This window comes from Rhodococcus sp. MS16, from assembly GCF_013277795.1.
GTDB lineage: Bacteria > Actinomycetota > Actinomycetes > Mycobacteriales > Mycobacteriaceae > Rhodococcus_F > Rhodococcus_F globerula.
Genome location: NZ_VBTM01000001.1, coordinates 491,867 through 515,040 on the forward strand (window position 1 = coordinate 491,867; position 23,174 = coordinate 515,040).

General features: G+C 60.6%; 19 protein-coding genes. 10 read left to right on the top strand and 9 right to left on the bottom strand.

The features are described from left to right. Positions 1 to 139: 139 nt before the first annotated feature. The gene (locus tag FEZ60_RS02370) at positions 140 to 1,126 is read left to right on the top strand and encodes a tellurite resistance/C4-dicarboxylate transporter family protein (RefSeq protein WP_045068013.1); all 987 of its coding nucleotides are present in this window, start codon (positions 140 to 142) and stop codon (positions 1,124 to 1,126) included. On the opposite strand, the gene narI is transcribed toward FEZ60_RS02370, so the two are convergent. From narI to FEZ60_RS02400, 6 genes are all read right to left on the bottom strand, one after another. Then, complete coding sequence (gene narI / locus FEZ60_RS02375; RefSeq protein ID WP_045067592.1) at positions 1,100 to 1,831, bottom strand: respiratory nitrate reductase subunit gamma; 732 nt, start codon at positions 1,829 to 1,831, stop codon at positions 1,100 to 1,102. The genes FEZ60_RS02370 and narI overlap by 27 nt on opposite strands. 1 nt (position 1,832) lies before the next feature. Continuing rightward, positions 1,833 to 2,486: a nitrate reductase molybdenum cofactor assembly chaperone gene (gene narJ, locus FEZ60_RS02380; protein WP_045067593.1), complete on the bottom strand. Its 654-nt coding sequence runs from the start codon at positions 2,484 to 2,486 to the stop codon at positions 1,833 to 1,835. Beyond that, a complete protein-coding gene (narH, locus tag FEZ60_RS02385; RefSeq protein ID WP_045067596.1) occupies positions 2,483 to 4,141 on the bottom strand; it encodes a nitrate reductase subunit beta in 1,659 nt (552 codons plus the stop codon). Before narH ends, narJ begins: the two co-directional genes overlap by 4 nt. After that, positions 4,141 to 7,818: a nitrate reductase subunit alpha gene (locus tag FEZ60_RS02390; RefSeq protein ID WP_172935450.1), complete on the bottom strand. Its 3,678-nt coding sequence runs from the start codon at positions 7,816 to 7,818 to the stop codon at positions 4,141 to 4,143. Before FEZ60_RS02390 ends, narH begins: the two co-directional genes overlap by 1 nt. A gap of 126 nt (positions 7,819 to 7,944) precedes the next feature. Next, positions 7,945 to 8,343 carry a low affinity iron permease family protein gene (locus FEZ60_RS02395; RefSeq protein WP_033236203.1) on the bottom strand — a complete coding sequence of 133 codons (399 nt, stop codon included), beginning with the start codon at positions 8,341 to 8,343 and terminating at the stop codon, positions 7,945 to 7,947. Positions 8,344 to 8,383: 40 nt separating this feature from the next. Then, on the bottom strand, positions 8,384 to 9,097 hold the full coding sequence (locus FEZ60_RS02400; RefSeq protein ID WP_172935451.1) for a GntR family transcriptional regulator: 714 nt from the start codon (positions 9,095 to 9,097) through the stop codon (positions 8,384 to 8,386). Positions 9,098 to 9,206: 109 nt separating this feature from the next. Between FEZ60_RS02400 and FEZ60_RS02405 the strand changes: the two genes are divergently transcribed. The 5 genes from FEZ60_RS02405 (at position 9,207) to FEZ60_RS02425 (ending at position 14,396) form a co-directional block, all read left to right on the top strand. Next, complete coding sequence (locus FEZ60_RS02405; RefSeq protein WP_045067598.1) at positions 9,207 to 9,926, top strand: phosphonatase-like hydrolase; 720 nt, start codon at positions 9,207 to 9,209, stop codon at positions 9,924 to 9,926. An 84-nt stretch (positions 9,927 to 10,010) separates the two neighbouring features. Further along, positions 10,011 to 10,979, top strand: a complete 969-nt coding sequence (locus FEZ60_RS02410) for a phosphate/phosphite/phosphonate ABC transporter substrate-binding protein (RefSeq protein WP_045067599.1) — start codon at positions 10,011 to 10,013, stop codon at positions 10,977 to 10,979. Positions 10,980 to 10,981: 2 nt separating this feature from the next. Continuing rightward, on the top strand, positions 10,982 to 11,779 hold the full coding sequence (phnC, locus tag FEZ60_RS02415; RefSeq protein WP_045067600.1) for a phosphonate ABC transporter ATP-binding protein: 798 nt from the start codon (positions 10,982 to 10,984) through the stop codon (positions 11,777 to 11,779). Between the two features lie 80 nt (positions 11,780 to 11,859). Next, positions 11,860 to 13,371, top strand: a complete 1,512-nt coding sequence (gene phnE, locus FEZ60_RS02420) for a phosphonate ABC transporter, permease protein PhnE (RefSeq protein ID WP_202025679.1) — start codon at positions 11,860 to 11,862, stop codon at positions 13,369 to 13,371. Next, positions 13,347 to 14,396 (top strand): zinc-binding dehydrogenase, encoded by a 1,050-nt coding sequence (locus FEZ60_RS02425; RefSeq protein ID WP_172935452.1) that lies wholly within the window; start codon positions 13,347 to 13,349, stop codon positions 14,394 to 14,396. Before phnE ends, FEZ60_RS02425 begins: the two co-directional genes overlap by 25 nt. A 131-nt stretch (positions 14,397 to 14,527) precedes the next feature. Here the strand turns inward: FEZ60_RS02425 and FEZ60_RS02430 are convergent, their stop codons facing one another. Continuing rightward, the gene (locus FEZ60_RS02430; protein ID WP_045068019.1) at positions 14,528 to 15,709 is read right to left on the bottom strand and encodes a serine hydrolase domain-containing protein; all 1,182 of its coding nucleotides are present in this window, start codon (positions 15,707 to 15,709) and stop codon (positions 14,528 to 14,530) included. A gap of 424 nt (positions 15,710 to 16,133) precedes the next feature. Between FEZ60_RS02430 and FEZ60_RS32340 the strand changes: the two genes are divergently transcribed. The 3 genes from FEZ60_RS32340 (at position 16,134) to FEZ60_RS02440 (ending at position 18,793) form a co-directional block, all read left to right on the top strand. After that, positions 16,134 to 16,394: a hypothetical protein gene (locus FEZ60_RS32340; RefSeq protein WP_242484367.1), complete on the top strand. Its 261-nt coding sequence runs from the start codon at positions 16,134 to 16,136 to the stop codon at positions 16,392 to 16,394. 349 nt (positions 16,395 to 16,743) lie between these two features. Further along, a complete protein-coding gene (locus FEZ60_RS02435; protein WP_045067604.1) occupies positions 16,744 to 17,847 on the top strand; it encodes a 3-oxoacyl-[acyl-carrier-protein] synthase III C-terminal domain-containing protein in 1,104 nt (367 codons plus the stop codon). Next, a complete protein-coding gene (locus FEZ60_RS02440; RefSeq protein ID WP_116104399.1) occupies positions 17,831 to 18,793 on the top strand; it encodes a 3-oxoacyl-[acyl-carrier-protein] synthase III C-terminal domain-containing protein in 963 nt (320 codons plus the stop codon). The genes FEZ60_RS02435 and FEZ60_RS02440 overlap by 17 nt, the downstream gene beginning before the upstream one ends. 479 nt (positions 18,794 to 19,272) lie before the next feature. Here the strand turns inward: FEZ60_RS02440 and FEZ60_RS02445 are convergent, their stop codons facing one another. Together FEZ60_RS02445 and FEZ60_RS32345 are read right to left on the bottom strand one after the other, a co-directional pair. After that, a complete protein-coding gene (locus tag FEZ60_RS02445; protein ID WP_045067605.1) occupies positions 19,273 to 19,839 on the bottom strand; it encodes a universal stress protein in 567 nt (188 codons plus the stop codon). 1 nt (position 19,840) lies between these two features. After that, the gene (locus FEZ60_RS32345) at positions 19,841 to 20,116 is read right to left on the bottom strand and encodes a universal stress protein (RefSeq protein ID WP_084702782.1); all 276 of its coding nucleotides are present in this window, start codon (positions 20,114 to 20,116) and stop codon (positions 19,841 to 19,843) included. 1,217 nt (positions 20,117 to 21,333) lie between these two features. Between FEZ60_RS32345 and acsA the strand changes: the two genes are divergently transcribed. Further along, a complete protein-coding gene (gene acsA / locus FEZ60_RS02455) occupies positions 21,334 to 23,130 on the top strand; it encodes an acetate--CoA ligase (protein WP_172935454.1) in 1,797 nt (598 codons plus the stop codon). The last annotated feature ends 44 nt before the right edge of the window (positions 23,131 to 23,174 follow it).

Below are 23,174 nucleotides of genomic sequence, written 5' to 3' on the forward strand. Positions count from 1 at the left end.
CCAACAGTATTTGCGATACCTGCATGTTCACTGTGACTGCTCTCGACGTTCGCCGTGAGAAATCTGGGTGAATGCTGTCGGGGAAGTACGTGGAGTCGAAATCAGGACATACACCGCATCATCGCTCATCATTGAGGATGTGACCGGCGATCATCGCGCGAGATCGACAGCCAACCGCACGCTCGAGGTAATTCCTCCCGGTGCGGGAGCCGCCGCGATGTCTTCGGGAATCGTGTCGGTGGCCTTGCATCTGGTGGGATTCGAGGTCTTTTCGCTGGTATGGCTGGGGATTGGCGCAGCAATCTGGCTGGTTCTGGCTGTGGTGTTCGTATCGCGGTTGGTCGACAATCGCGCCCGGTGGATCGACGAGGCCGACACTCCGCCGGCTCTCACGGGAGTGGCCGCGACAACCGTGTTGGGTACTCGGGTTGTACTGCTCGACTGGGACTCGGTCGGTTATGTCGCGCTCGCGATTGCGCTGGTGGCGTGGATCGTGCTCATACCGGCGGTAATTCGACACTGGACCTCGCCAACCGTCGGCGTGCACTTTCTGCTGTGCGTAGCAACGCAGGGTTTGGCCGTACTCGGTGCGACGCTCGCGGCCACGACGACGGCGCACTGGATTGCGCTTCCGTCGGCGGCTGCGTTTGTGCTCGGCCTGGGGTTCTACGTGTCGGTGCTCGTACGGTTCTCGTTCAATCAGCTCCGAGTCGGGGCCGGTGATCACTGGGTGTTCGGCGGCGCCCTGGCAATCTCGACGCTCGCGGCCGGAAAACTCACAGCGGCAGCGCCCGTCGTGGGCTGGTCGGAAACGCTACACCTGTCGTTTCAACGATTGAGCATCGTGCTCATGATTCTCGTGCTCGGCTGTTACGGCGTGTTGTTTATATGCGAATTGATCTGGCCTCGACTGGAATACGACGTCAGACGTTGGTCGACGGCTTTCCCGATGGGGATGACGTCGGCGGCGTCGTTAACCGTTGCGGGGACGGCGTCGACCCCGTGGTTGAAGATAGTTGGCGAAATTCTGGTGTGGCCGGCAGTAGTCCTGTGCGTAGTTCTGCTGATCGCATCTGTGTGGCGATTGTGGACTGTGAGTTCACCAACCCCGACGGTGGGGGCGTGAGCCGACGGGTTCGCCCTTCCGGGCGTCGTCGCGACTGCGGTAGACGATGTACGGCCGAAACAGGTATGCGACCGGCGCGCTGAATACGTGTACCAGGCGCGTGAACGGCCACAGTGCAAACAACACCATCGCGATCGTGACGTGAATGTGGAAGTCGAGTGACGCCTGTGCCATGAGATCACCACGGGGCTGGAAGATCCAGATGGATCGGAACCACGGGGAGACCGTCGTCCGGTAGTTGGATTCTTCGCCGAACGCTCCGGATCCCAGCACTGTCGTGGCGAGACCAGCGACGATTGCGGCGATCAGTACGACGTACATCAGCTTGTCGTTCCAGGTCGTGGCCATGAACACCGGTCCCCGGGTCCGCCTGCGATACACCAGGATCCCGGCGCCGACCAAGGTTGCCAGGCCCGCGATCGAACCGAGAACGAGGGCCTGCAGGTGATAGATGTGGTCGCTTACCCCGATTGCGTCGGTCCAGGATTGCGGGATCACCAGGCCGATGACATGTCCGATGATGACCACCAGAATGCCGAAATGGAACAGGGGGCTGCCAATTCTCAACAATCGATGCTCGTACAGTTGCGACGACCGCGTTGTCCAGCCGAATTTGTCGTAGCGATAACGCCACCATGTGCCGCTCACGAAGATTGCCAACACGACGTACGGCACTATGTCCCAGTAGATTTCACCGGCAGACATCTCACGTCACTCCTTCGCGGCGGGGTGGGACGGTCAGGGTGAAGAGTGGGAGTCCGACAGATTCGGCGGGTGGCCCCGAGGCGGCGAGCTGCTGGGCGCGACGCATGTCGTTGTCGGAAGCTGGGGGCAGTGTGTTGCACACTGCCCTGAGAACTGGAGCGTACGGCGAGTCCACGTCGGTCAGTGACGATCGGATCATGTCCAATGGGACGCGATGCGCCGAAAGCAGCTTCGCGCCGGTATCCGGGTCGACGAGAGCAGCGAATTCGAGGACGACAGTCAGGTGGTCTGCCGACTCGCTTTTCGGCGGATCAACTCCGGCCGCGCGATAGGCGTCGGCGATGGCGAGGATTTCACGCCCGCGATTGCGGGTGTCACCTGCCGTCCAGTACGTGAGGTACAGCGTGCTGCGCCGTTTCAGATCGAATGTCTCGACGTACTGCGCCGCCGCTGTGAATTCCTCGCTGTCGCGAAGAAAGCGGTGAGTGAGAGTGAGTTGCTCTCGGGGAGCTGACGGGAGATGCCCGAGAATGTCCCCGACAACCGCGAGCCTTTCGCCTTGTCCACTGTCGGGGTACGCCAACAACAAACCGGCAGCGTGCCACACCAAGCGGTCCTGCCCGGCGCTGCGCCGACGTCGGCCGAAGCTGATCATTGGTTCTCGCCTCGATCAGGAAAGAGTCCGCTCGGCGAACCTTTGCCATCCCAGTTCAGAAGGTTGACCCGGGACGGGTTGGTCGAGTTGGCGGACATTTCGCCAGTGGTTTGACGCTCGCGTAGCGCGTGAAAAGTCTCGACTGCCACCGGGACCGGACCGCCACTGGCTTCGCCGAACGGGCCGGACTCGTGCATGCCGGGTCCGCCGTCGAAATCGAGCGAACACTCGGTGGCGCTCTCTTCGAGTTTGTGCCCGTCGACGGCGTAGGCGGTGGGAATGATGTACCGCTCGTCGTACTTCGCCAAGGCAAGGAGGCGATACATCTCGTACATGCTTTCCTCGGTCATTCCCACGGCCTCGGGTATATGCGGCTGCGGTTCGCGTCCTAGGTTGATGTCGCGCATGTACGACCGCATAGCAGCCAGCCGTCGCAGAACTCCGTCGATCACATCGGTGTCGCCCGCGGAGAAAAGGCCGGCGAGATATTCGATCGGAATGCGCAACGAGTCGAGAGCCCCGAAAAGATTTCCGACGTCTTCACCGTCATGACCGTCGCGGCTCACGGCGTCGACGACGGGGGACAGCGGTGGGACGTACCAGACCATCGGCATGGTGCGGAACTCCGGATGAAGCGGCAGCGCGACGCGATAGTCCTTGATCAGTGCGTGGATGGGAGATTTCTGTGCTGCTTCGATCCATTCGTCCGAGATGCCCTCTGCGCGAGCACCTTCGACGACCTCGGGATCATTCGGATCAAGTAGCACGTCGAGTTGCGCCTCGTACAGGTCTTTGTCATCCGGAACTGTCGCGGCTGCGAGAACCTTGTCCACGTCGTAGAAGATGAGGCCGATGTATCGCAGACGGCCGACGCAGGTCTCCGCGCACACCGTCGGCAAGCCCACTTCGACGCGGGGATAACAGAACGTGCATTTCTCGGCTTTACCGGTCTTGTGGTTGAAATACACCTTCTTGTACGGGCATCCGGACACGCACATGCGCCAGCCGCGGCACTTGTCCTGGTCGACGAGCACGATCCCGTCCTCGGACCGCTTGTACATCGCACCCGACGGGCAGGACGCAACACACGACGGATTGAGGCAGTGCTCGCAGATACGCGGCAGGTAGAACATGAACGTGTCTTCGAGTTGGAGTTTGACCTCCGCGCTGATCTTTTTCAGAATCGGGTCGTCGGGAACGATTTCGGGTGAGCCGGCCAGGTCGTCGTCCCAGTTGGCGGACCATTCCACCTTCATGGGTTCACCGCTGATGAGGCTTCGCGGCGCGGCTACCGGCATATGCTCCCCGAGGGGAGCCTGGGTGAGATTCTCGTAGTCGTAGGTCCAGGGTTCGTAGTAGTCCTGAATGGACGGCATCTTCGGATTCGCGAAGATGCGCGAGAGCTTCTTCAATCGGCCACCGTCACGCAGTCGAAGTCGGCCGTTCTTGTCGCGAACCCACCCGCCGTTCCACTTCTCCTGGTCCTCGTACGTGCGCGGATAACCCTGGCCCGGACGGGTTTCCACATTGTTGAACCACACGTACTCGGTACCTGATCGGTTGGTCCACGCCTGCTTACACGTCACGGAACAGGTGTGACAGCCGATGCACTTGTCGAGATTCATCACCATCGCCAGTTGCGCCATGACTCGCATCAGTACGTCACCTCCTGCGAGCGACGACGCACCACGGTTACTTCGTCGCGTTGGTTTCCGGTGGGCCCGAGATAGTTGAAGGCAAATGACGTTTGGGCATAGCCGCCGGCAAGGTGGGAAGGTTTGATCAACAGTCTGGTCAACGAATTATGGATGCCGCCACGCTTTCCCGTTGTCTCCGTGAGCGGCACGTCGATGGTGCGTTCCTGGGCGTGATAAACGAAGACCACGCCGTCCGGCATTCGATGCGACACGATCGCCCTGCACACGACGACACCGTTACGGTTGACGGCTTCGACCCAATCGTTGTCCGATACCTCGATTTTGGCGGCGTCGCCGGGGCTCATCCACATCGTCGGCCCGCCCCTCGAGAGGGAGAGCATGAACAGGTTGTCCTGGTACTCGGAGTGGATCGACCATTTCGAATGAGGCGTCAGATAGCGGACGCTGAGACCGATTCCGCCGTTGCGATCTCCGAGAGCAGGTTCGCCGAACAGGCTTGCCATGTCGAGTGGTGGGCGGTAGATCGGTAGTTGTTCGCCCAGTTCCTCGATCCAGTCGTGATCGAGGTAGAAGTGCATTCGACCGGTGAGCGTGTGGAAGGGTTTGAGCTCCTCGATGTTGACGGTGAACGGCGCGTAGCGTCGGCCACCGGTTTCGCTGCCTGACCATTCCGGACTGGTGATCACCGGGACAGGTCGAGCCTGTGTGTCCGCGAAGGTGATTCGGCGTTCCTCACTGCCCGACGCCAAATGTGTCAGTGGTCTTCCGGTTCGTTTCTCCAGTTCGGCGAACCCTTGTACTGCGAGCCTGCCGTTCGAAGTTCCGGACAGCGCGAGGATTGCCTCAGCCATCTTTTCGGCATTATCGAGTGCCGGTCTACCTGCGGCAGCACCCGAATCGAAGACCCCGTGTTTGGCGGCGAGTTCTTCCACCTCACGCTTCGGATGTGTCGTGACGCCCTTGGTGGTGAGGCCGGCCTTCTCGACCAGCGGGCCCAGTGCAGCCCACTGCTCCGCGACGGCGGGATAGTCGCGTTCGACGACGACGAGGGGACCCATCGTCTTGCCCGGGACGGGTGTCTTTCCTTGCGAGTGCCAATCTTGTTCTCTACCCGAGGCGTAGGCCATAGCGCCGGGTGTGTCGTGTTGCAGTGTTCCCATCACGACGTCCCGGCGTTTTCCGAGATGCTTTTCCGCCAGCACGCTGAATGCCTTGGCAACCGCGCCGAAAGCGTCGAAATCCGAGCGGGTTTCCCACGGCGGGTCGATAGCGGGGGAGAATGCATGAAGGAACGGATGCATGTCCGTGCTCGACAGGTCGTGTTTCTCGTACCACGTTGCCGCAGGCAGCACCACGTCGGAAAGCAAAGTTGTGGACGTCATCCGAAAGTCGATCGACATCAACAGATCGAGTTTCCCCTCGGGGATGTCGTCGGTCCACGTTATGTCATTGGGGCGCAGGTTCTCCGGCGTCGGCTCGGCCTGCAGGTTCGAATCCGTGCCGAGTAGGTGGCGAAGGAAGTATTCGTTTCCCTTGCTCGACGACCCGAGAAGATTTGCGCGCCATACGCTCAGCACTCGCGGCCAGTTCTGGGGATTGTCGGGATCGGTGACAGCGAGTTTGAGTGCACCCGAAGATAATTGGTTAGCAACGTGCTCGGCGACGTCACATTCGTGTGCATCTGCCTCGTCAGCCAGATCGAGGCTCGATCGATCGAACTGGGGATAGAAAGGTGTCCATCCCATCGACACGGCCGATGTCATCACGTCCATCGTGTGTCGGCCACTGAAATTACCTCGGCCAACGGGGCTGGAGAGTGCATCAGCTTGGTAACCGTCGTAGCGCCACTGGTCGGTGTGGACATACCAGTAGGAAGTTCCGGCCATCTGACGCGGCGGACGGAGCCAATCCGTCCCCATTGCCACTGTCGCCCAACCTGTGACGGGTCTGCATTTTTCCTGGCCGACGTAGTGCGCCCACCCGCCGCCGTTGCGTCCCATCGACCCGGTGAGCAGCAGGAGGCTGAGAACTGCTCGATAGGTGGCATCGCCGTGGAACCACTGACAAATACCCGCACCCATGATGATCATCGATCGGCCACCCGATTCGACTGCGTTGGTGGCAAATTCACGCGCTATGCGAATCACTTGCGCGGCGCTGACGCCGGTTATCGATTCCTGCCACGCGGGGGTGTATGGCTCAGCCGGGTCGTCGAAGCCGGACGGCCACTGCCCCGGCATTCCGTCGCGCTGCACCCCGTACTGGGCGAGCATCAGATCGAAGACAGTGCACACCAGTCGATCACCCACACGGCGCACCGGTACACCCCGGACCATGGTTTCGCCGTGACCATCCGGTGTGTCGAAGCGCGGAAGATGTATTTCTGCAGTTTCACCCCAATCGGTGTCGACGCTCAGAGCAGGAACGATGTCGCCGAGGTCGAGATTCCACTTTCCGACACCTTCGTCGCCGAAGCGGAAACCGAGAGAGCCGTTCGGTATAACCACCTCATCTGTGGTGCGGTCGAGCACAACCGGCTTGAACGCGGCATTTTCACTGGTCTCACCCAGATCGGCGGCGGTCAGGTTCTTGCCGGCGACAAGTCGGCCGTCGCGTTCCTCGATCGTGACGAGGAACGGAAGGTCGGTGAATTGCCGCACGTAGTCGTCGAAGAACGGCTCACGCTGCTTCACGAAGAACTCCGACAGGACGACATGGCCCATCGCCATCGCCATGGCTCCGTCGGTGCCGGCGGCGCACGGCATCCACTCGTCGGCGAACTTGGTGTTGTCCGCGTAATCGGGGCTGATAGCGACAACCTTGGTTCCGCGGTACCGAACCTCGGCCATCCAATGAGCGTCTGGGGTGCGGGTGACCGGGACGTTGGATCCCCACATCAACAGATACGACGCGTCCCACCAATCCCCGGACTCGGGCACGTCTGTCTGGTCACCGAACACTTGAGGTGACGCCACCGGGAGGTCCGCATACCAGTCGTAGAAGGACGTCATGACGCCGCCGATGAGTTCGATGAACCTCGATCCCGCCGCGAACGACACCATCGACATCGCCGGAATGGGGGAGAACCCCGCAACGCGGTCGGGCCCGTACTTCTTGATGGTGTGCACGTGTGCCGCGGCGATCATCTCGGTGGCCTCGCCCCACGTGACCCGGACCAGGCCACCTTTTCCCCTGGCCTGCTGGTACTTTCGCCGACGTTCCGGATCGGCTTGAATGTCGGCCCACGCATCTACGGGATCACCGAGTCGGGCGAGTGCCTCGCGGTACATTTCGACGAGAACACCACGTGCGTAGGGGTAGCGGACCCTCGTGGGCGAGTACGTGTACCAGGAGAACGCGGCACCGCGTGGGCAGCCGCGCGGTTCGTACTCGGGGCGGTCCGGCCCTACTGTCGGATAGTCGGTCTCCTGCGTTTCCCAGGTGATGATGCCGTCTTTGACATAAATCTTCCAAGAACACGACCCGGTGCAGTTGACCCCGTGCGTAGAGCGCACCACTTTGTCGTGGCTCCAACGATCGCGGTAGAAGATATCGCCTTCGCGGCCGCCCGTGCGGTTCACGGTGCGAAGGTCGTCCGAGAATTTCCCAGGAGTGAAGAAGCGCCCGCCGCGGAGCAGGATGTCCTCGGCGCTGCTACCGATGTGTTCGACCACTGTGCACTTCCTTCACGTCTTCTCCATTGCCACAGCGATGGAAAATCTGACGAACGAGCATGCACGTCCATAGAACCGCAAATTCGGACTCGTCGCGACGGTTCGGGCGAAATGGACAGTCACATTTCAGTGGCGTTCTTCGAGTCCAACAGCTTCCCGGAGTCGTTTGGCGGCAGTTCGGAGCTCGGGATCATCGAATGCGGATGAATCCAGCATTGCTGCCAGTGCCTCGGCGATGACGTTGAGCTTTTCTTGCGACGCTTCGCTCGCGCGGCGGCCGGCATTCTCGAGCAGCACTACCAACAGCAGTGTGAAAACACTCGCGACTGTATGAATGGCAACCTGCCAGGTCTTGAGATCCGTCCACCACGGCAAGCTGATAAACCAGGCCACCACGATGGCGACACACAGGAAGAAGAACGGTGCCTGACTGACTCGCAACTCTGCATGTTCGACGAACACGTCAAACCGCGAGCGGCGGTTACCGCCACTGCGGGTTTGAGCAGCGTCGCTGCTTCGCTCCATGACCAGAACTTTAGTCGGCGACGATTGATCGCGCGTGTGTTTACGCGTGCATGACTGCAGTGAAGGTCATGCGGTCACCGCGGTAGAGGGATCGTCTCTGTTCGATTGGAACACCGTCGATGTCGTAGGACACTCGGTTGAGGAGGAACATCGGGGTCCGCGGGTCGACGTTGAGCAGTGATACTTCTCGGGCGTCGGGCAGTACGGTCTCAATGCTGTCGACGACGCGATCGAATTGTATTCCGCGTGTGCTTAGTTCGGCGTAGAGAGAATCTCTGTAGTCGAAGGTCTCCATGAGGCCGGGGATTCTGTGGGCGGCGATGCGGGTTGTTTCCAGTCCGACTCGGACGTTGTCGGTCGTGAACACTCGCTCGAGTTGTACGACCGCGTCACCCGTTTCAATGTGCAGGAGATCCGCGAGATTGTCGTCAGCGCCGTCGACGGACCATCCGACCAGAATTCGGGTAGCGGTCATGCCCTTGTTGCGCGCGGCTTCGGTGTAGGAGCCGATAGCTAGTGGCAGAACGACTTTAGGGTCTGCGACAACGGTTGTTCGACCGCGCCGCTCGATGCGGCCGGCAACGAGCAATTCCCGCATCGCTTGACGCAGGGTTTCCCGAGACACGTCGTATCTCTCGGCGAGATCTCGTTCGGAGGGAAATGAGTCTCCTGGTGACAGGTCGTCGAGAAGTGCGTCGAGATTCTTGCGCACGATCTGATGCTTGAGCATCCGAGGTTCTGCGTCGACCACCATGCGTCAGACACTACCATTTCTTGGTCTAGACCAAGATGTCACTGTTAGTTCATTGTCAGTTCACGCAACGGATTCGCCTTGGTCTATACCAACATGCATCGTATGGGTCATGACGAATTCGACCGCGACACAAGCGCTTAGCGAAACTGCCCTAGTTGGACCTGCCATTGAACTGGTTGTGATGGACATGGCCGGCACCACCGTCGCCGACGATGGTCTCGTCATCGACGCCTTTGATGCCGCGGCCACTGCGGTGGGTCTCGCCGAGTCCGGCGAAGACCGCGACGACGCTCGCCGCTACGTCCTCGAAACGATGGGCCAGTCCAAAATCGAAGTCTTTCGAGCACTCTTCGGCGCAGAAGACCGCGCCCAAGCCGCCAATCACGCTTTCGAAGCGGCGTACGACGCGCGCATCGACGGCGGCGTGACCTCGGTACCGGGTGCCGCAGACGCCATCACACAACTCCGGGAGGCCGGCGTTGCAGTGGTGTTGACGACCGGCTTTTCGCCGGCCACGCAGCATCGAATTCTGGACGCTTTGGAGTGGCGCACTGTCGCTGATGCTTATCTGGCGCCGGGGGATTCGTTCCGAGGGCGTCCGCATCCGGATCTCGTGCTTGCTGCTGCACTGCAGTGCAGAGTCAGTGACATGGCGGCTGTCGCCGTGGTCGGTGACACCGCGAGCGATATCCGATCGGGTCGACGCGCAGGTGCGTCCGTCGTCGCCGGCGTCCGCACCGGCGCCCACCGGAGTGAGGTTCTGATCGATGCCGGCGCGACCCACATCCTCGACAGCATCACCGATCTCCCGAGCCTCGTACTTCGCTGAATTCGCTAGCCCTGAGTTCGCTCAGCCCTGAACTCGACTGATGCCTTATCTTCCCTGCCTTCACTCGACCGAACGGACCACGACATGAGTACCCGCACTCTTCGCCGCGCCAGCATTGCTGCGGCCCTTCTTTCCACCGCCGCACTTGTCGCTGCCGGTTGTTCCAGCTCAGGTGCTGAAACCACAACTGAACAGGGATTCCCGAAAACCCTGACACTGGCCGCAATTCCGGCTGAAAACTCCACCGACCTCAAATCCAGTTACGACCCGGTGATCGAACGACTGGAACGCGAGACCGGGGCGAAAGTCGAATTCGTCCAGGCATCCGATTACGCGGGCGTGGTCGAAGGTCTCATCGCCGGCAACGTCGACCTCGCGTTCTTCGGTCCCTTCGCCTATGTTGTCGCCGGTATCAACGGTGCACAGATGACACCCCTCGGGGCCGTCGTGAAGAACGAAGGAACTCCTCCCGGATACCAGTCCTACGCAATCACCCGCTCGGACAACCAGTCCGTCAACGGTCTCACCGACTATGCAGGCAAAAAGGTCTGCTTCGTCGATCCCAGTTCGACATCCGGATTTCTGTATCCCACTGCCGGACTCATCGAAGAAGGCGTGATCGCCTCCGGTTCGGAGGCAGACATCTCCGCCGCGGTCACACCCATCTACGCAGGCGGACATGACGCGTCGGCGCTCGCAGTCAAGAGCGGTGACTGCGACGCCGGTTTTGCATTCGACACGATGGTCGACAAGACCATGATCGACAACGGTGAGCTGAAGCCAGGTGAGCTCAAGACTGTCTGGAAGTCGGAGATGATCGCAGGATCGTTGTTCGCTGCCAACGACGAACTCGGTGCCGACGCGATCGCGAAGCTGAAGGCTGTATTCAGCGAAGGCATGAACGCCAAGGCCTTCCAGGCTGACGGCATCTGCTCCGACGAATGCCGCATCACCGACGAGCGCGCCTGGGGCGTCGTACCGGCACAGGACAGCGATTACGACGGCGTCCGCCACGTGTGCGAGGTCACCGGTTCGCAGAAGTGCCAAGGCTGATCATGCCCACACCCCCGAACGACATAGTCATCAGCGCACGCGACGTCACGAAGACCTTCGGTTCCACCACCGCACTCCAGAACGTCAACCTCGACGTGCACCGCAGTGAAATGCTCGTGCTGCTCGGTCTTTCGGGCTCCGGCAAGTCCACGCTGCTGCGCTGCATCAACGGACTCCATCCGATCACCTCTGGCAGCGTTACCGCGCTGGGCACCCGCATCGACTCAGCTCCGGCGCGTGACGTGCGGGAACTGCGCAAGAACATCGGATTCATCTTCCAGCATTTCAATCTCGTCGGACGCCTCAGCTGTCTCGAGAATGTTCTCGTCGGAGGTCTCGGACGACTGCGCATCCCGCGCTACGGGACGCTGACGTATCCGAAGTCGATGCGCATCGAGGCTCTCAACTGCCTCGACCGGGTTGGACTCGCAGATCTGGCCGAGCGCCGCGCCGATACCCTCTCCGGCGGACAGCAACAGCGCGTGGCTATCGCGCGCACCCTGATGCAGCGGCCGAGCATCGTGCTCGCCGACGAACCGGTGGCCTCGCTCGACCCGGAGAACGCCGGTGTTGTCATGGATCTGCTGCAGCGGGTGTGCACCGAGGAACAGCTGACCGTCGTGTGCACGCTCCATCAGGTCGACCTCGCGCTGGGCTGGGCACACCGGCTCGTCGGCCTTCGCGATGGAGAAGTAGTTCTCGATCGTCCGGCGAGCGGGCTGTTACGCGAGGATGTCATGCCGATCTATCAACGCCTCGCACCCGAGCGTGACGCGCTGTCGGTTGTGAGATCGACGTGACCACCACGCTCGGTCAACCACCACCGAAAACTGATTCCCCGCAGACAGTTACGCGAAATAGACGTTGGCTACTACCCGCGTTGAGTGTGGCTGCAGTGGTTGCGACGCTTCTGTCGGCGCAGTACATCAACTTTGCACCCGCGACACTGATCGACGGCCTCGAAGATGTTCAGCGCCTACTCGGACGCATGCTCCCGCCCCGCGTGGACGACACCGGGCGTATCGTCTCGCTCGCCTTCGACACGCTGCTGATGGCCGTGCTTGGTACTGTCCTGGCCGCGATCGCTTCCATTCCCTTGGCTTTCCTCGCTGCGCGCAATACGACTCCGCATCCGTGGGTGTACAGCGTCGCGCGGGCCGTCATCACGTTCTGTCGGGCCATGCCCGACCTACTGTTCGCAGTGCTGTTCGTCCGAGCACTGGGCATCGGTGTCCTCCCCGGGATTCTTGCGCTGGCGCTGCATTCGATCGGCATGCTCGGCAAGTTGTTTGCCGATGCCATCGAGCAAACCGACAGCGGACCGCGGGAAGCGATCCGAGCCACCGGCGCCGGATACCTGCGTGAAATGATCAATGCTGTTGTACCCCAGGTTGTTCCCGCTTGGATCGGCGCGTTCGTCTACCGCATCGACATCAACCTGCGCATGTCGGTGGTTCTCGGATTTGTCGGTGCCGGCGGAATCGGGTTTGCGCTACAAGATGCGTTGCGCGGACTGATCTACCCGCGCGCCCTGGGGATTGTGCTCGTCATTCTGGCCATCATCGCCGCGATGGAATTGGTTGCGATCGCTGTACGGCGCACGCTGCTAGTCCCGTCGATCGGTGGACCCCGACGTGATCGAGCGATGCGTATGGGTGCATCGACGCTGTTAATTGCCTCCTGCATCGCCTCGTTTGTCGTACTCGACATCGACCCCCGAGCGCTGTTGACGTGGGTTGGGCCTTCCGTGGAGGTCTTCGGGCGCATGGTGCCGCCCGATTTCTCCTCGCTCGGTGCCGAACTGCTCGACGCCACCGTCCAGACTGTCGCAATCGGCGTCGTATCCACGGCTATCGGCGTCGGACTTTCGATCCCGGTCGGAATCCTGGCTGCTGCCAATGCGACGCCGCATCCTGTGCTTTATTGGCTCGCGAGGGCGTGGATCGTCGTGGTGCGTGCCGTACCAGAACTCATTCTCGCCGTCGTATTCGTTGCAGCTGTCGGGCTTGGCCCGGTGGCGGGTACGTGCGCCCTGGCGATCGGCTCGGTGGGATTTCTGGGCAAACTTGTTGCCGACGCTGTCGAGGAGATCGACCCGGGGCCGCTCGACGCAGTGACCTCGGTGGGTGGCGGTTGGTGGAACCGAATCTTCAGTGCTGTTCTGCCACAATCTATTCCTTCGATTGTCGGATCCAGTCTGTATCTACTCGACGTCAACATCCGCACGTCGACCGTCTTGGGCATCGTTGGCGCCGGCGGCGTGGGATTCCTGCTGTTCGAGTCGATTCGCACTCTGAACTTCCAGATCGCCGGTGCGATCGTCATCGTCATTTTTGTCATCGTCTACATCGTGGAAAGGATTTCCGGATGGATCAGATCACTCCTCGTTTGACGCGGGCAGCCGTATGGACACGCGATGGCGTCGACATCCGGGAACTGGAGATTCCCGAACTGGGTCCGGGGGAGGTCCTCGTTCGTGTCAGCCTCGCCACGGTATGTGGCAGCGACCTGCACACTGTGTCCGGACGCCGCGACGCGCCGTGTCCGTCGATCCTCGGGCACGAAGCCGTCGGGCGAGTAGTCGCCATCGGTCGTGGCGTAAACCCTGAGGTTGTGGGGGAGTGCGTGCGCCCACTCGCTGTCGGTGACCGAGTCGTGTGGTCGGTGACGGTCCCGTGCCATCGCTGCCCACGCTGCGCCAAGGGTTTCACCGCCAAATGCGTGAACGTGCGCAAAGTTGGGCACGAATCAGCGCTAGGGCCATGGACATTGAGTGGGTCGTACGCCGCACATATCGTTCTGCCGAGCGGGACCGCGATCTCGCTGGTTCCCGATTCATTGCCCGACGCGGTGGCCGCACCGGCAGCGTGTGCAACCGCGACCGTGATGGCAGCGCTCGAAGCGGCGGGGGATCTCACTGACAAACGAGTACTGATCTACGGGGCTGGGATGCTTGGTGTCACGGCTGCCGCTGCTGCAACGGAGGCCGGTGCCGTAGTGCAGATGGTCGATCCGAATCCGTTGCGGCAAAGTCAATCTCATCAGTTCGGTGCCTCCGACGATGATGACCGATTACTTGCCGACATCGCAATTGACTTCTCCGGTGCCCCGGCTGCAGTGAACGCCGCCCTGCAACGCCTCGACCTCGGAGGTCGTCTTGTACTCGCCGGATCAGTCAGCCCGGGCCCTGCCGTTGCAGTGGACCCGGAGGATGTTGTTCGTCGGTGGCTGACCATCACTGGTGTGCACAATTACGAACCGCGGCATCTCGGTCAGGCAGTTGCGTTCCTCGCCGCAACGAGTGAGAAATATCCGTGGGCAACTCTCGTTGACGAACCTGTGCCGCTCGACGCAATGGAGGACGTTCTTCAGCCCCCATTGTCGCATGTCGTACTCAGATCATCGGTCGCCCCCTAGTAGGCCACAAGGTTCGTCTATCACGGAACCTTGTCGATGCAGGAGAGAAGGCTGCCGTCACCGTGTTCCGGAGCGTTCCATTCGGGAGAGGATGGTCGTAGGAACATGGAGTTGAATCGATCGGGTTCACATCACAAAGAGTGGGCGATCGCTTCCGCTTGGGCACCCAATCTGGCCAATCTCAGGTCAACGAACGGTGTGAGAGCGCCACCCATTCTGTTTGTGACGAAGGCTAGTGCCAGGCCGGTTTCCGGGTCGGCGAATGCGCCCGATCCGCCCAGTCCGTAGTGCCCGAAGGCATGTGGCGATTGATTGCGGTGGGCAACGAACGCCGAGTGATAGCCGAGTCGCCAGTTCATCCGGATTCCAAGGACGTAGTCACGTGCAATTGTCTGCACCTCACCGAGTTGTTCGAGGGTCTCTTCCCCTAGGAACCGGTTACCTCCCACGACACCTCGGTTCGCGAGTGCTGCGTACATGCGGGCGAGGGCGCGTGCACTGAAAACGCCGTTCCATCCGGGCATGACGTAATCGTGGATGGAAGGATTGTGGACCAGTTTGTCGAATCCCTCCGGCATACCTGCATCGGCGATATTTCGGAATGCCGGCATCCGTGCCAGCGTGGAGGAAGCGGTGTCCCATGGCATCTTGAAGGGGTTGATCTGGGGGAAGAGTTTCGCAATTCGATGGCGTTGATCCTCGGGTACCTGGAACCAGAACTCGTCGATTCCCAGGGGTTCCGCGATTTCGGTGCGGACAAGATCGGTGAACGATGTACCGGTTGCCCGGCTTGTAAGTTCTGCGACGAGGGAACCGAAGGTGACTGCGTGATATCCGGGCGTAGTGAGGCCTCGTCGGTCTGGTGTAGCCGACGCGAGAGCGCTGACAATGCTGTCGTGATCGAGCAGAGCCAACTGTCCCGGAACCAGGCCACGTACACGATGTAATCCGGCTTGGTGAGTCAACAGTTGCCGTACCGTGACGGCGTCCTTGCCAGCACTCGCGAACTCGGGCCAGTATTCGGCGACAGGTGTGTCGTATTCGATCATCCCGCGTTCTGCGACACGGTGCAGAACCGTACTCGCAACACCTTTTCCGGTGGAGAAGGACATGGATACTGTCTCTGGTTGCCAGCGCGTGTCACGGGTCGCCCACCCAGACCAGATGTCGACAACTGGCTCGCCGCCGAAGTAGACCGCAAGAGCGCCGCCACCGCTCGAGGGCCGCTCGAAGAGTCGGAAGAACTGCCCGGCCAGCTGACCGAAACGAGGATCGACGAGCATAACGCGTTGCCCGGAAAGCTCGGAACGCATCGGCACCGGGATCAGAGTCGGGCGGATGCTCTCGACCTCACGGGGACTTGTCATGATGTGTACTTCTCATTCGATCGGAGGTCGTTGGCTGCTACCTCGCTATGTGCAACACCGAATACAGCTGCGGGATTCCCTGTTAGCGCAGGGAGAACTGCGCGTGACCATGGCATCAGGCCTCCCAGGAGTTGCCGGAACGCACTTGACCCTGAGAATCCCGCCCCGGACATCCGGACAGGTAGGGCCGAAGAACTCTCATGGCAAGGACTTCCGGCATGTTGATCGAGAACTCGGGCCGCCTGTCAAGACGAGTAGAAAGACCCTGTGGGCCGATCGGGAAAGAGCGCACGATAGGAGAAGAGGCGTGGGGCGCTGCGAGACCGGGCGTGTTCATTGCCGAAGGGAGAATGCAGGAGGCCTCGCTGTGATGTATAACCACCATCTCAGTAGTTGGGGTTGGGATTACGCACTGATGTTCATAGGTATGGCGCTGTTTTGGAGTTTGTTGATCGTCGGAATCTTTCTGTTGATTCGTTATGTCGGACATGGATCCGCGGATCCTCCACCTGGATCCCTACCGCGCCACAGTACGGAGACGATGCTTGCCGAGCGGTTCGCACGTGGAGAGATCGACGAAGACGAGTACAAGAACCGCCTGACCGTTCTCAGGACACAATCATCTCCCTGAGTGACTCCACAGGGCGTAACGAAAGGAGTGATCGCAGTGAACGCGATGCAGATGTGTCACACCTTCATGATGTGTCTTCACAGTTTGGGCGTACTTCCGCCCATGCACATGATGCCGATGATGTGACTAGTCAATTCATATGATTTGCAATGTAATTCGAGCAGTGCAATGAATTAGCCGAACGCTGGCACGTCCCGTCTCGTAGCGGATTGAGGTCGACGTTGCCGCTCAGCGCGGAAGCAGGCGAGAAGTCCAGGGTGGTCACCGCGCGAATACTGCTGAATGTCAACACGATGCGATGCCCAGTGGCAGAAAGTACGGCGCAAGACGAACCGAGGAATAGAGCGAAATGGTCAAGCACTGGCTGGTGACGGACGCTGAAGGCAATGACATCCGAGAGCCTTACCGGACGCGGATCGCGGGGGCAGGTCGGCACCTTCCCGTCACACGGCTCACGACCGACGAATTGATGACGACAACACGGCATTCGACCCATATCGATCTCGAACGTTTGACCGGGATTCACGAGCGCCGCGTCAGTGTGGGTGATGAGGATTCCTACACCCTTGCAACCGCGGCCGCACGGGATGCCTTGGAGAAGTCGGGCCGTTCGATTGAGTCGATAGACGTAGTGATCAGCTGCAGCATCACCAAGTTTCGTGATGGTCTCACTCAATGGATTGAACCCACGATGAGCGGTGTCGTCGCGCGGGCTCTCGGAGCGAACAAGACCATGACGTTCGATCTTTCAAATGCATGCGCAGGGATGCTCACCGGTGTCATGGTGGCCAACAACTGGATACGCCAGGGTGTCGTCGAGCGGGCTTTGATCGTGAGTGGTGAATATATTTCCCAACTCGGCCGCAATGCCGCGCAGCATATCCACAACATCATGAGTAAAGAGTTGGCCTCGTTGACATTGGGCGATGCGGGCGCAGCGCTTGTCCTCGAACGGGCGCCCGCCGGTGCCGCCGGGATCCGACTTGCCGGATTCACCACCGTGGCCGATTACAGCCGTTTATGTCTCGCTTACCCGAAGGGCGGTGCTCCGGGCGCTCGCATGTTTACCAATTCGCGCGCGATTCAGAAGGCAGCCATCGCCGACACCCCGCTGCTCCTACATGAGGTACTCGACTCACTCGAGCTGTCGATACACGACATCGACCATGTGATCACTCATCAGACTTCCGCGCGGGCAATCAAGAAGGGTATGGCTCAGATGGAGGCGTCGTTCGGAGACAGTCCGCGGCATGACGCGGTCATCACAGTCGACCGATACGGGAACACAGCGTCGACAACTCACACGGTGGCGTTGGTCGAGGAACTCGAGGCCGGCCGTATCCAGCCGGGAGAGACTGTCGCGTTGATCTCCTTGGCCTCTGGGTTGGAGATCGGGGTAGTTCTAGTGGAAATCGACGGAGAACTGGTGGCGCGCTATGGGAACGATCATTGAGCAGTTGTCCCTCACCCGGGGTGGATGGCGGAGTCGGCACAGTGCACTTCACCTCGCGTCAGCGGCGGCGCGGTCCTGCCTCGACAAGGCCGGATGTCGCCCCGACGACCTCGATCTCCTCCTGAACGCAGGTCTGTATCGCGACCGAAATCTCGGTGAACCGGCCCTTGCCGCTCTCATTCAAGACGACATCGGCGCCCATCCAGAGGATCCGCACACCGGCGACCATGGAACGTTCTCCTTCGATGTCGCGAACGGTACCTGTGGCGTGTTGACCGCGCTGCAGATTGTTGACGGATTTCTTCGTTCCCGTGTGATCGAACGCGCACTCATCGTCGCCAGTGATGCCGACCCGGGGCACGGGCTCAGCGAGAGGTTTCCCTTCTCGGCAGTGGGGGGAGCGGCGTTGTGCTGCTGGACCGATGATCACTATGGGCTCGGCCAGGTGCATTGGGTGAATCGTATCGATGGAGGGGACTCGTTCCGGGCGACGGTTGGTCAGAACGACAACCGGAATGTGTTGCGTTTCCATGAGTCAAGTTCGCTCGACGAGGACTACGCTGCGGCGGGTTACGAAGCAGTCGCCACATGTCTGCAGGAGGCGAAACTGGAACTGGCAGAGGTCGATTCCGTCGTGGCCGCGCCCGCCCGCCCTGGGTTTCGGGCCGCACTGGCAGCAAAGCTGGGAATGCCGGAGTCGCGCGTCACCGTGGCTGACGACGAGCACATGCACACCGCTGCACTGATCGCAGCTTTGGAGAGGGAAGAACGCGGACGTTCGACACGTGCACGCACAGTGCTCGTCGCAGTGGGAGCGGGTGTGACCGCAGGCGCCGCCCTGTACGACGGCCCGCCGATACCTGAGGAGAAGATGGCGAGGCGACTATGGCGTCACGGAAGAATCATCGTTAAGGACCAGCGATCCGGCGTCGAGACCGCTCCCTGACACGTTCCGCAGTCGCCGCACAGCAAACGTGGAGCAATCGCTGGAGTAGTCGGCTCAGCATCTCGTCTTCGCCTTAGGCACCGTTTCGCTTGATGCGAACTGGGTACCACACGAGATGGTTTAAGGAGAGTGACATAGATTCACGTGACGTCGATCTAGTGGTGTGGACCGAATCCGAGAAACGTGAAGCGTGGTGGTGTGGGGTTATGGGAATCAATGCGGCCGTGCGGCATTGCGAGACAACAGATGTGAAGGAACTACCCGCCGGTAACCCCTCGACGGCGGCTAGCGGAACCGAGCGCCCACCGGCGTCGAGCCAAACCGTCAGCGCGGCCTGACCAGGCCGCGTCGCACGCGCCGCCCGGCAGAAACGGCGAAATCGGTTCCTCTGGAAACCGGAGAAACTGTTGTTATGAATCAGATTCACTGATTCATAACGGGATGCGTCACTGTTTGTCGCCGCAGGAGTGGATGACACGTCATGGGGCTGACGCCGGTGGGCTGGCGGGCTGGCCGGGAAATGCCGCACTGTCCGGGATCATCAGCAGCGGACGATGGGTGTGGTGGATCAGGTGGGCTAAGACAGACTCACCGGATATGCGTTCGATGATCGAAGTGATCCCTCTCCGTGGTGTTCCGATGACAATCATCACCGCGTCGCATGCGTTTGCGGTGGCTGTCAGCAGTCTCACGGGATCCTCCGGTGAGAGCTCGTAGGACCAGGGACCGCCAAACGATGCGAGTGTGGCGCATGTTCGAGCGCGTTCGGATTCGAGTGTCTCGGCGAACTCGTGTTCGTAGCGTGGCGAGTCGGGTTCGATGGGGTAGTCGGCGAGATCGATGCTGTGGACCACGTGCAGTTCAGCGTTGAGTTGCCGAGCGAAGCCGATCGCGAACGCCAGTGCAGGATGAATGCCAGGGTGTGCGTCGACTCCGACCACGAGGTGACAGCACGGCGGGCGCTGGCATACCGGTCCGTCGATATGGATCGCTTCGAGGGCTCTCCGCCCAGCGTGGAAACGACGGCGCTTGCTATAGGCAGTCATGTCATCGGCCGCTGTTGGCGATCATCACTGGACATTGGGCGGCGTGGATGACTTCACGGCAAGTGTTTCCGAGGAGCATGCCGTTGAATCCGCCGCGGCCTCGTCGGCCCACCACCACCAACTGCGCGCGCCGGGAGTACTCGATCAGGCACTTGCCCGGCTGGTCCTTGGCCAAAAGCGGACGCACTGTTACCTCGGGATACAGGTCTCGGAATTCTCGGAGATTTTCCTCGAGACGGTTTCGTTGATCGTTTTTGGTGATCGATCCAGTCGGCATCGCGGAATGTTGGGAATACCACAGCGATGGTGATGTCGGACCAGGCGTGCACTGCGAGGAGGTCGACACCGCGCAGAGATGCTTCCGCGAATGCTGCTGTGATGGCAGGTCGACTGTGCTCGGTTCCGTCGACACCCAGCAGTATCGGGCGCCGAGAGTGGTTGGCCGGGGTCTGAGTCAATCCTCTGGCAATAATGAAGGGGCACAATGAGTGAACAGCTAGCGCCGAGCTGACGATGCTGCCAACGGATTCCTTCTGCGCGTGAGATCCGACTATCGGGATCGCGGCGTCCTGCGATGCGCGGCGGAGTGCGGGAATCGTGAGGTCGGTGCGCAGTTCGCAGTGGATGTTCAGCGGATGGCCCTCGACGGCTTTTCGGGCGAGTATTGTTGCCTGCGCCAACCTCTGTTCTGCTCTGCCTTCGTGGTCGTCGAAGAAGACGTTTGGAATGCTGAACGTGGTTCCGTAGGTGGTGGGGGTGAGAAACGCGGTTATGAATAGCAGCGGGGCCTCGCGTAGCTCCGCCTCGCGTGCACCCCACCACACAGCCTCATCCGACTGTGGCGTTCCATCGATGCCTACGACAATGGGTGGATTGGTATTCACGTGATGCCTCCGACTGTCGGCGGGACTCGGTAGCGGTCGAACTTCCGGTGGGCTGCTCTTCCATCCTGAGAGGAGCGCTGTATCGACATCAGAGGAGAAAGTCATCTTCGGCGCATGTTGGTCGACGCTCTCGTCGTTCCAGGTAATGGGGGTCTGGCTCAGGGAGAGGTGATATCTGGTCTCTTGTGGGTGAGTGGCGCTTGAAGGACGTTCACCGTGTCGAAACCGTATCCTCGTGTCGACGGCACGACATTGTTCAGGTCCCTGAAGTCGTGACGCTGACGCCGAGATACCTCAACAGCTCAGGTGCATCCCCGGACCATCAGTTTGGCCACAATTCCAGTCTGGGTAGCGCCGACGCTCGACATGTGCACACACGGTGCTTGGCAGTGGCGTGTGTACCGCCGCTGATGCAGATTCTGCGACCCGCGCGAGCGCGGCCCCGCACCGTACGAGCATCCGATTCCCTAGGGGCCGCGCAGACATCGGCCAGCGACTTTTCAGAGGCCCCCTACGGTCCTTAGCCCCTATCCGGCTGACAGTGCACGGACAACGCTGGAAGTGAACCTAAACGATCGACACGCACTACGCCGAACCGACGGGGCCACCCATGGATATCATCGACCGTTCACTCAACGTCGATCGTCCACCGAACTTCATGGACTACGAAGGCGAACGGAAACGCTTTTCCTGGACCGAGATCAACCGTGAACTCGGTTGGGCCCCTGGGGGATGCAACATCGCCTACTATGCCGTCGACAGGCATGCCGACGGACCACTGCGGGACGAGACAGCCTTCCGCGTCATCGGGCCCTCGGGCGAGTCCACTGACTTGACAACGAGTGATATCAGCTTCGGTGAATTATCCAAACGGTCGAGGACCTTCACCAATGTGCTCCGGAAACTCGGGGTCGACAAAGGTGATCCGGTGTTCCTTTACATGGGACGCATTTCGGAGTTGTACACCGTGTTCTTCGGCGCACTACGCAACGGATGCATCGTTTCACCGATGTTCTCCGCATTCGGTCCGGAACCCCTCGCAACCCGTATCAGGCTCGGTGGCGCCAGGGTCCTCGTCACCACCGAACGCCTCTACCGCCAACGTGTGGAGAAGATTCGCGCAGATCTCCCGACGCTGCGCCACGTGCTGTTGATCGGTACAAGTGATACACCTACCGACCTTCCAGGAACGATCGACTTGCACACCGCGATGTCGGAAGTCGACGACGATGCAGAGATCACACCGACCACCGCTGACGACATCGCTCTGCTTCATTTCACCAGCGGAACCACGGGAACACCCAAGGGCGCCATCCATGTCCACGGCGCTGTCGCAACACATTTCGCGACCGGGCGCTACGCGCTTGATCTGCACTCGACCGACACGTACTGGTGCAGCGCCGACCCCGGCTGGGTAACCGGAACGTCGTACGGCGTCATCACCCCGCTACTGCACGGCGTCACGTCCGTCGTAGACACCGAAGAGTTCAACGCCGAGCGGTGGTACCGCATCCTTGAACAGTTGAAGGTGACGGTCTGGTACACCGCCCCCACAGCCATTCGTATGTTGATGAAATACGGATCGGATCTTGCGCGCGAATTTTCCTTCCCGACACTGAGATTCATCGCCAGTGTCGGCGAACCCCTCAACCCCGATGCAGTGCTGTGGGGCCGAGACGTACTCGGCCACCCGATTCACGACAACTGGTGGCAGACAGAAACCGGCGGAATCATGATCGCCAACACCCCAGGATTCGCCATCAAACCAGGGTCGATGGGGCGTCCGCTACCCGGTGTCGACGCCGGTATCGTCACCCGATCCGCGGACGGCACGGTCTCCGTCGTCGAAGAACCCGGCGTCGAGGGTGAACTCACCCTCCGACGTGGGTGGCCGGCCATGTTCCGCGGGTATCTACACGACGACGAACGCTACCGTAAGTGCTTTTCCGGCGAATGGTACCTGACCGGTGATCTCGCCAAACGCGATGCCGACGGCTACTTCTGGTTCGTCGGCCGCGCTGATGACGTCATCAAATCGGCAGGGCACCTTATCGGCCCGTTCGAGGTAGAAAACGTCCTCACCGAGCATCCGGCGGTTGCCGAAGCAGGAGTGATCGGAAAACCGGACGCGATCGTCGGCGAGGTTGTGAAAGCCTTCGTGGCGGTCAAGAGTGGGTGGAAGCCCGACGACGCGCTCCGTCGAGAACTGCTCGGATATGCACGAACAAAGCTCGGAGCCGCGGTCGCACCCAAAGAAATCGAATTCGTCGACGTGCTGCCCCACACACGAAGCGGCAAGATCATGCGGCGGTTGCTCAAGGCCAGAGAACTCGGGTTGCCGGAGGGTGACACATCGACGCTCGAGAGCGACGACAGTAGGTCGACGCAGACGAGCGAAGGTGAATGACTGTGAACACCTTTGCTTACGACAAGGCCTTCGCAGTCGAGCTT